Annotated in this window: 3 protein-coding genes; all 3 read right to left on the bottom strand. The window is 57.9% G+C overall.

Features of this window, described 5'->3' with window-relative positions; all coding sequences use genetic code 11:
- Positions 1-3: 3 nt before the first annotated feature.
- Positions 4-770, bottom strand: a protein-coding gene (locus tag ACOSYY_RS16555; protein WP_526023338.1) for an IS5 family transposase whose coding sequence is annotated in 2 segments (ribosomal slippage) — positions 4-422 and positions 422-770 — 768 coding nt in all. Because the reading frame shifts where the segments join, the coding sequence is not laid out codon by codon here.
- 103 nt (positions 771-873) lie between these two features.
- Positions 874-1,074 carry a hypothetical protein gene (locus ACOSYY_RS16550; RefSeq protein WP_421663847.1) on the bottom strand — a complete coding sequence of 67 codons (201 nt, stop codon included), beginning with the start codon at positions 1,072-1,074 and terminating at the stop codon, positions 874-876.
- A 7-nt stretch (positions 1,075-1,081) separates the two neighbouring features.
- Positions 1,082-2,916 (bottom strand): cbb3-type cytochrome c oxidase subunit II (locus tag ACOSYY_RS16545; protein WP_421663845.1); only part of this gene is annotated, 1,835 nt, incomplete at its 5' end.

Here is a 2,916-nt window from a genome sequence, read left to right as displayed (position 1 = left end):
TCGTCAATTAAGCCATATAATTGAGGCGGCCATATAGACAGCGGAAAGGAATGTAGAAGCCCGTTTATCGTACCTGGTGGCGATGGCGCGGTATTGTTTGAGTTTGGCAAAGAAGTTCTCGATCAGATGGCGGTCTTTATATACGTCTTCATCGTAATCGCGCTTGTGGTGTCTGTTTGATTTTGGCGGAATAACAATGGTTTTTCCTGCCTTCCGCAATGGTTCGATCACCCGTTCATCCGCATCATACGCCTTGTCCGCAATCAGCGCTTGCGCCTTTATCTCCGGCAGAAAAACATCGGCCCCCTGTAGATCGTGCGCCTGGCCTGGCGTGAGATGAAAGCCCGTGGGATTGCCAAGAGCATCGCATACCGCGTGGATTTTGGTTGTTAGTCCGCCTTTGCTGCGCCCGATCGCTTCGTTTGAGTCCCTTTTTTATCCCGCCTCGCTCCGGCAGAATGTTGATGCGCCCGGACGATGGTGGAATCGATCATCGCATATTCGTTATCGGCATCCTGAGCCAGACGGTTGAAAACCTTCTCCCAGACACCACTTTCAGCCCAGCGCCGGTGGCGGCGATGAATGTTTTTCCAGTCGCCAAACCGTTCCGGCAAATCCCGCCATGGAACGCTCGTCCGATACCGGTAAAGAATCGCTTCAACAAACAGCCGGTTATCCTGTGCCGTTGCGCCCACGGTATCTTCTCGGCCCGGCAATAAATCCTTCACCCGTTCCCACTGATCATCACGCAAGGCATATCGTCGCACCATTCATAAGCCCCTCCCATGGCCGATGAACAGTGAATCATAACTCCAAGCTATTGTGAATCCTCCATATTGATTGACGACACGCCCTAGACCGTTGGTTCGGCGTTCAATACGAATTCCAATAGTGCCACGCGTAATACAGGCCCCACACGATCAAGCCGAACGAGACAAGCTTGAGCCAGACCGGAATGTTGCCGCTTCGTTCACATATCCCGGACGGCTCATAGCGATAGATGGCTGACTCTTCCGGAGTTTCGCTCGGTGCCCCGGCTGCCGCTGAACGGATGGGGGTGGAATCGTTCCCCATTCCTGCCTCAGTACTGTGCCGGACCGGATGCCATTACGCGCCCTGCCTCGGCGGTGATCGCTCTTTCAGCAACCGTCGAACCGGACATCGCTGCCCAAATCCTCTCCCGCGCGGTCTGCCGATCGTGCTCCTGAAGGCCAGCCGCGACAAGTTCCTCCTCGTGAGCCGTGACACGCAGGGATTGAACATAATGCACCAAATCCCAGACTTCTTCCTCTTTGAGCCCCTCGAACGGCGGCATCGGGGTTCCACCGATACCACCCACAATGATCTGATACAAACGCTGGCCGCCATGGCCGAGTTTTATGCCGCCCGGCGCGCCGGCCGGCAGAGAAAGGTGAGTAGGTGTGATAGGGTCATCCCAGTCGTCGACGAGCATACCGGGTTGGGACAGCGCGCCATCCGCCTTGCCCTGCTGTCCGTGACAGAGTGCGCAATTGGCTTGAAACAGCATATCGCCTTTCGCAATGGACGCGGGCGTGACGGACGGCTCCGGAGGAACGGCAATGGGCCTGCCGGCGGGCTCCTTTGTCCATCGATCGGAAAACGTCTTCAGAAACTGAATGACGGCCCACCGTTGGGGAGCAGGAAGTTCATGCATGGCGGGCATCGAAGTGCCCCAGAGACCATGCGTGAGCGTGATATATAAATCCGCATCGGTCGGTAATGAATCCTTCCCGACGGTCGATCGGAATTTGAAGAGGCCCGTGGTGAAATCGCGCGGCTTCGGATTCAGAAACGGAGCCGACGGTCCTTTCCCGTCCCCCTTTTCCCCATGACAGCCCGCGCAACGCCGTGAGTAGACCGCTTGACCGAGCATGTGGACCTCCTCTCGGCCTCCCGGCGTCCCTTGGAGCATGGCTGCTCCGGGTGTCAACGATGACAGGAAACCAATCCTCCAATCGCCGATCGATGTCCCCAGCCGTTGGAGATAGGCTATGAGAGCTTTCCCGTCTTCCGTCGGTTGCGGCGAGGCGTCGCCCTGTTTTTCTTCAAAAAGCCAGGTGAAACGCGGCATCATGGAATCCGCGACCACGTCCTGGGGGTTCCACAGGTGCGCGATGTGCCAATCGTCGCCATATTTTCTTCCCACGCGCGTCAGGTCCGGACCGATACGCCGCGTGCTGAACATATGTGGCCGGTCATACGCCGATTCCCCGACCTGCGACACAGGGCCCCATCGCAACGTTTCCCCGGTCACCGGACGGATGTACTGGGAATGGCATTGCCAGCATCCGTCTCGAATGTAGACTTGCCGGCCGCGCTGTTCGAGCGGGGAGTAATCATTCACCCGGACCGGGAGGCCGGTCACTGCATCGGCAACCGATGTGGTGCGAGTTGCGGCTTGAAGCCATGGCAGGACGCCGAGGACAAAGAAGGACCCGACGAAAAATATGACGCCGGCCACGATGCCGACCGTCGAGGGATATTCCAGCCAATTCTTGCTTGGCGCCATTGAACTTGGTTGATCGAGCTTCGGCAACGGCTCGCGCTCCTCGTCTTCAAACGGCCGCCCTTCGCGAACGGTTTTATAGAAGTTGTACGCCATGAAGCCGAGCGCCACATCCATGATCGTGCCGACGATCGTTCGGGCCACCCACCACGGTTGCATTTCCTTGACCGAATCGACGAAGTCGGCGCCGTTGTCCAGCATAGCCCCTTGAATGAAGCCCTGCGCCGTGAGCCCGAGGACCATTGCCGTGAACCCGGTGATGGTCAGCCAAAGATGCCAGCTCGCGAGACGATCGCTCCAAAGCTGCCTGCCGGTCAGCCGAGGCCAGACGTAATACAAGCCGCCCACCACCCACATGATCATGGACCCGAAGACGGTCAGGTGCGCAT

Source organism: Nitrospira sp. BLG_2 (assembly GCF_049222245.1).
This window is presented reverse-complemented; position numbering and strand designations above follow the sequence as displayed.